The sequence below is a fragment of the Gilliamella sp. Fer1-1 genome, from assembly GCF_001690825.1.
In the GTDB taxonomy this organism is placed as follows: domain Bacteria; phylum Pseudomonadota; class Gammaproteobacteria; order Enterobacterales; family Orbaceae; genus Gilliamella; species Gilliamella apicola_C.
The window spans coordinates 1-6,005 of the sequence record NZ_LZGX01000089.1; the positions used below are offsets into that span (position 1 = coordinate 1).

The window sequence follows — 6,005 nt, forward strand, 5'->3', positions numbered from 1 at the left end:
CTTACGAGACTTTTTAAAAGAAAATTTAAAAGTTCCAGATGAGAAAATTGCAAGTGAACAAAAATTAATATTTGAAAACATAGAATATAATAAAAATCTAATTTTAAAAATATTTAAGACCGTTTCACGACTTGATAATTCTGTTAGCTCAAGTATGGATTTTTTTGTATTAACTAAAAATTTTGGTTCAGTTTTAATTGAGAATTGCACTTAGTGAAATCAATAAAAACATTGAACCTTATAATAATTTGGGGGGGTAATCTCAGTTGCGAAGGAGAGCTACTCTGCATAATTTCAGAAAAACGCACAAAGATAATATAGGTATTGTACAGATTTCTTTTATAAAAAAGAATAATCAATTTAATTAACCAAATTTATACTCTAAACCCGCTTCGGCGGGTTTTTATTAAAAATCTAACTGTTCAGGCTTGATTTGTAGTGCTTCGGCAATTTTAATCCGTGTTACTTTTCTTAGTTTTTGGCTTTTTTCATATTGAGAATAAGCCGATTGGCTAATACCTATTTTATTTGCAACTTCAACTTGGGATAATTTCAAATACTCACGCCATGCTTGAACTGGAGAATAATTATTATCAAAAACCATGTTAACAACTTCGCTTGGTACGCCTGTTTCAACATCGATTGCTTTTGCGTTTGATAGCTCTAGGTATTGATTGTAAGGCATAACTACAAATTGTGGTTGCCCTTGTTCATTATTAATAAACTGTATATTAGTAAGTGCGTTCATCGCGTTTTTTCACCTCTTCAATAGAAACAATATGAATAGCACCATCAAAATTAAAAAACACTCGATAGTTACCCACTCGTAATCTGTACTGATATTTATGATTAGTTAAAGACTTTACATTAATACAATTCGACATGTTAGCCAGTTCATCAATTTTATTACGGATTAAAGCATTGCCTTGAATTTTACGTAACTGCTTTAAGGCTTTAATTTGATAAATAATTTTATTCATTTTGTTGTTCTAACTAATCTTGATATAAGTATTATATAAGATATATAAGTTTTGGTAAATAAAACTATAAGTAATTATAAACCCAAAGCTCGCAAATGCGAGCTTTTTTTTATGTCCGGAGAAAATTATGGCGGAAGAAATCACATCACTACAACTTAAAATTGATGTGCAAAGCGTTGATGAAGCGAATAAAAAGCTAGGCGTTTTTAGCAAAAAAGCGGAAGAAGCGGCATTGGCTACTGACGACTTGACAGAGGCCAAAAAACGCGGCTTAAAAGTAACAGACGAGGAGTTGAAAGACTTCGAGCGAGTTTATCAAAATGCTGTAAAAGGCGCAAAGGCATCACGAATTAAAGCCGAACAAGAAAGAAAGCTTATTGCAACCAGAAAGCAGCTTGCGGCGTCTAGCGATAAATTATATGCCGGTTTTAGAAATCAGCTTGATAGTTTGAAAGATGTTAATACTGCATCAAAAGAATTGGAAAAAATAAGTAGTAGTGTCAGCAAAGCATTCAGAAACAACGAGCTTGACCTTGGTAACTACACGCAATTACTACGAGATGTTGCAACAAAGCAAAGAGAAGTGACGACCGCTGAAAATATCGCAACAAAAGCGAAAACTGATTTTTTAAACAAATTAAAAGCGCAGGTTGCTACTCAGAACCTATCAAAAGAGCAATTATTGCGATATCAAGCCGCACAACTTGGAGTTAGCTCATCTGCTGATGTTTATATTCGAAAACTAACGCAAGCAACAAAAGAAACAAAAAAATTAGGCACAGCATCTTTAGCTACTAAGCACCAGTTGGCTACAATGACAACACAGATGATGAGAGGGAACTTTACGGGTCTACAAACTTCTAGTATGTCAATGATTATGAAAAACGGTATCGGCAATACTTTTAGTACGCTGTTAACCTCGTTAAATCCCGTTAACATCGGTATTTCAGCAATGGTTGGCTTGCTCGGTAGCATGATACCAAAGCTTTTTGAAACCGAAAGCGCTACTGATAAATTAGCAGCGGCGCAAGATCGTTTAAATAGAGTATTGAATACAGACAAAAAAACTGGTTTTACTTTCTTGTCTGACGATATGATGCAATTGCTTAAAAAGAATCGCTCGCTAGTTAAAGCATCATTAAAATCTAGTGAGAAAGATTTAAAAACAACTATTTCAAATATAAAGAAAGAGTTAAGCTCAAGTATATCTTCAATGCAAAATGCAAGCAGAGAATACGCAGATCTTCGAAAAACATCAGGATCGTCTGCATTAGAAGAAGTGTTAAAAAACATTAATAAAATTAAATCAGCTGATAGAGATTTAAATGAAGCGCTTAACGCCAATGACAAATACTATATTAGCGGTATTAAAGCAAAAATAGAAAGTTTTGCTGAATATTTGAATATTACACAAGAGCAGTCAAAGAGCATATTAATACAGCTTTCTGATATTGAAGCTGAAACTGACTCAATTAAAGCAGAAGAAAAAATAAGCAATTTAATAAATGAGTTAAGCGAGCTATACATCACTTCTAATGATAGCTCGGGCAAATTCAAAGTGTTAATTGATGGGCTCATTGAAATCGCAAATAAAGCAAGTGACGCAGCTTTTAAAGTTCATTTTTTAAAATCATTTACTGACGTAGACAAAGCAACAGACCCAAGAAAAAGTCCGTTTTATCGATACTCGCAGATGATAATGACGCGTAGCGAGCGTGCAAAAGCTGAAATTGAAGAAATGGAAGCCGCAGCAAAGAGGGCCAACGAAATAAATCCGGGCTCAGTCACAAAAGATGATATAGACAAAGCTGCGGCAAAGATTAGAGCTAACAACGCCGAAAAAACAAGCTCAGCAACCAATTTATTACGCACATCACAACAGCAAGAAATCAGCTTAAAAAGTCAGCTTCAAGCACTTCGGGAACAGAGCTTGACGGTTAACACAATCACATCGGAGCGCAAAAAGTACTTTGATTTACAAGCTCAGATTCAAACGCTAGAAAGTACTGGCAATAAAGCAAGAATGTCAGCGCATGAAAAGTATGTACTTGCACATAAAGATGCTTTACTTGCTCAGTTTGCTAAAAATGCAGCTATTAGTGAAGAAATTACACAATACGAAACGGCGACTAAAGCGCTTCGTAAAATGCAAGAGTACACAACAAACTTATCTGCAAAATCTAAAGCTAGTCAAGCTACTTTCGGCATGACGTCAAAAAATGCGAATCGCTACAATGAAATATCAGAGCTTGACGCTCAGCGTGATATTGCTTTAAAAGGTACGACAAATCCGAATGAAATAGCAAAAATCACAGAAGAGTATAACAAGGCAAAACAAGCGTTACAACAAAGCTGGCAACAGGAAGACATCAATCAAACTGATTGGTTTGCAGGGCTGAAAGTTGGACTTAACGAATTTTCAGAGGCTTCAAAAAATATGTTTGATGCTTTTCGCGATGTAGGGCAACAAACACTTGGTTCGGTTAGTCATTCATTAACAGAGTTTGTTACAACTGGGAAAATGAGCTTTAAAAGTCTTACTAAGTCAATTCTCACCAACATTATCGAAATCATCAACAAGTTGCTAGTTGCTCAAGCAATACAATCGGCCATGGGGTGGTTTGGAATGGCGAGCGCTGGTGCTGGTGCAGCAACTGGTGGGCTACAGCAAGCTTATAACGGTGGATTGATTAGAGGTTACGCAACTGGTGGGGATGTTAGATACAGCATTAACTCGTGCGGTTTTACAGGGCGGGGTAATAAGTATGAACCAGCAGGTATTGTTCACAAGGGCGAATTCGTATTCACCAAAGAAGCGACAAAGCGTTTAGGCGTTGGCAATCTTTACGCGCTGATGAACGACGCTCAAAGAGGATACGCAAGCGGTGGCGCAGTTAATCTTGGTCATGCCTCACCAATTGCTTTTACTCGTAAATCAAGCGGTTCATCTAACGCCGTAAACGTTACAGCTAACGTATCAGTGAATATGCCGTCTAATAATGATACATCAGGCGTTAAAAGTAATGTTGATGCACAATCAGCTCAAAAACAAATCGGCGCAGCTATTCAAAAGGAGATGAATGAAATGTTTAAAAAATCCGTTTCTCCCGGAGGGGAACTATATAACATAATGAAAACAATGAGGTAATATGGCAATAGACGTATTTAAATGGAAAACAATGGGCAATCCGAAACACACCGATTCATCAAATGTTAATGAGGCGGCGTTTGGTGATGGGTACGCCCAGTTATCCAGTAATGGTATTAATAATACCAGTGAATCGTGGGACTTAACTTATACAGGATGCGCCAACGAAATAAAAGAAGTTCGTGATTTTTTAAACTCGCATATTATAAAGTCGTTCAAGTGGGAAAATCCTTTTGGGGAAGAAAAATTATATCGAGTTGTGAATAAATCAATCGAATCCGAATTTGTTGGCGGCAGAGTTGTTTCACTATCATTCAAATTTATTCAAGCTTATGCGCCTTAATTTATATTGCGAACCGCCTCGTGCGGTTTTTTATTGCTCTTAACATAATGATCAAATAATATTAACGTAAAATTTAATATAAAATAGGATTATTATATGTCTAGTAGTGAAGAAAATTTGCTTGAAGAGTGTTATTTTCCTAGTTCAATCGAAATAACAGAAGAAATTCCAAGGGGGATTAAATTTGAAATAAAGAAAATTCAAGACAGGCAAAAATTAATGATTCGCCAAAAGTCTGCTTGTGATGTAAATCTGAGTGAGCCTTATGAAATTTTTAATGTAGAAGATGATTTCATTGATAGGTTGTGCATTTTGTTAATAAGAGCATTTAATTGTGATTGTCACATTATTATGTCCAAAATAAAGCAGATCAATATACATGTCTTGGGTGAAATGATAGAAAAATCATTTTATGAATTAAACGGATTGGGTGAATTTAAACAAAACTTTTTCAGTGTATCTATTTCGTTTGAGTATTTTAATTTGAAATTAGATGAATTGGTTTTGTACTACAACTATTTAAACCCAGACCATAAAATCGATCACTTGGTTGATCTTTAAATAGTATTGATTTTATATTTTTTAACTATAGGTATTGTATGAAGAAATTATTGTTAGTTATTTTATTTTTTCCTTTAAGTCTTTTCGCTAAAGAAATCAGTTATAACGATTGGACGGTTAATATTAATATTGATCCGATTACCGATAAAAAAACAGTGTCAATGAATTCAGTTTATGTATCAGACAGCACTTCAATAAGTAGCGCTTTTTTTACAGTTGGTTGTGATTCAGTCATTATTATTCCATTCTCCGTTCATAATAATTTGAAAGATTATGAGGATGGGTTAATTAAAGTTATTTTCAGAGCAGACAAAAAAGCTCCAGTAGAGATGGAATGGGAGAAAAAAGGGGCCGTATTTATGACTAATCAGAAACAAATGCTACATCAACAAATTCAAAACTCAAAAAAATTTATCATTAGGTTTGGTGATAAATCGACTAGTGATTTTAATTTTCCCTTATCGGGCTACACAAAAGCTTATGAACGTCTCGAAAAAGAATGTACAAATTGAAGTGCAGATAACTTTGAATTCATCATAAAACCCTCTTAGAGGGTTTTTTATTATTTAAAATGATGATAATCCGTCGGGAAATTCATCCATGTAGATCCTCATTTTTTAATTGAATTTTTTTGTAAAATTTCGGCTTGAGTTTGTGATGCCGCAGCGATATTTTTAATTAAATTTTCATTCTCTAGAATTTTTGTCAATGACTTAATTGTTTCAGTATACTTTTTAAAATGAAGATCTATCTTTTCCATTTGAAGATAGTAATTTTCAAACGATTCGGGTAAGTCTTGTTTCTGTGATTCTAAATACTTTTCTAAAGCTAAAATAATTTCAGCATTCATTGATCTACCGTGTTTATCGGCTAACTCTTGAACTTTTTCTTTTAGTTCCTCTGGTATTCTAAGATTTATTTGCGGGTGTTTATATGGTCTTGCTTTTTTTTCGGTCATAAAAGTTTCCAAGGA

Annotated in this window: 8 protein-coding genes; 5 read left to right on the top strand and 3 right to left on the bottom strand. The window is 34.4% G+C overall.

All coding sequences use genetic code 11. The features are described 5' to 3' along the window. The coding region (locus A9G28_RS13795; RefSeq protein ID WP_218057366.1) for a hypothetical protein at window positions 1-214 on the top strand (214 nt) is incomplete at its 5' end. Window positions 215-406: 192 nt separating this feature from the next. Here the strand turns inward: A9G28_RS13795 and A9G28_RS09990 are convergent. Continuing rightward, complete coding sequence (locus tag A9G28_RS09990; protein WP_065568162.1) at window positions 407-748, bottom strand: helix-turn-helix domain-containing protein; 342 nt, start codon at window positions 746-748, stop codon at window positions 407-409. Continuing rightward, window positions 732-980 carry a type II toxin-antitoxin system RelE family toxin gene (locus A9G28_RS09995; protein WP_065580581.1) on the bottom strand — a complete coding sequence of 83 codons (249 nt, stop codon included), beginning with the start codon at window positions 978-980 and terminating at the stop codon, window positions 732-734. Before A9G28_RS09995 ends, A9G28_RS09990 begins: the two co-directional genes overlap by 17 nt. A gap of 127 nt (window positions 981-1,107) precedes the next feature. Between A9G28_RS09995 and A9G28_RS10000 the strand changes: the two genes are divergently transcribed. The 4 genes from A9G28_RS10000 (at window position 1,108) to A9G28_RS10015 (ending at window position 5,544) form a co-directional block, all read left to right on the top strand. After that, window positions 1,108-4,128, top strand: a complete 3,021-nt coding sequence (locus A9G28_RS10000) for a phage tail tape measure protein (protein ID WP_065580582.1) — start codon at window positions 1,108-1,110, stop codon at window positions 4,126-4,128. A gap of 1 nt (window position 4,129) precedes the next feature. Continuing rightward, window positions 4,130-4,471, top strand: a complete 342-nt coding sequence (locus A9G28_RS10005) for a phage tail protein (protein ID WP_065580583.1) — start codon at window positions 4,130-4,132, stop codon at window positions 4,469-4,471. A 96-nt stretch (window positions 4,472-4,567) separates the two neighbouring features. Then, window positions 4,568-5,032: a DUF4041 domain-containing protein gene (locus A9G28_RS10010; RefSeq protein WP_065580584.1), complete on the top strand. Its 465-nt coding sequence runs from the start codon at window positions 4,568-4,570 to the stop codon at window positions 5,030-5,032. A 38-nt stretch (window positions 5,033-5,070) separates the two neighbouring features. Further along, the gene (locus A9G28_RS10015; RefSeq protein WP_065561123.1) at window positions 5,071-5,544 is read left to right on the top strand and encodes a hypothetical protein; all 474 of its coding nucleotides are present in this window, start codon (window positions 5,071-5,073) and stop codon (window positions 5,542-5,544) included. A gap of 98 nt (window positions 5,545-5,642) precedes the next feature. On the opposite strand, the gene A9G28_RS10020 is transcribed toward A9G28_RS10015, so the two are convergent. Beyond that, on the bottom strand, window positions 5,643-6,005 hold a 363-nt coding region (locus A9G28_RS10020), incomplete at its 5' end, for an Arc family DNA-binding protein (RefSeq protein ID WP_218057367.1).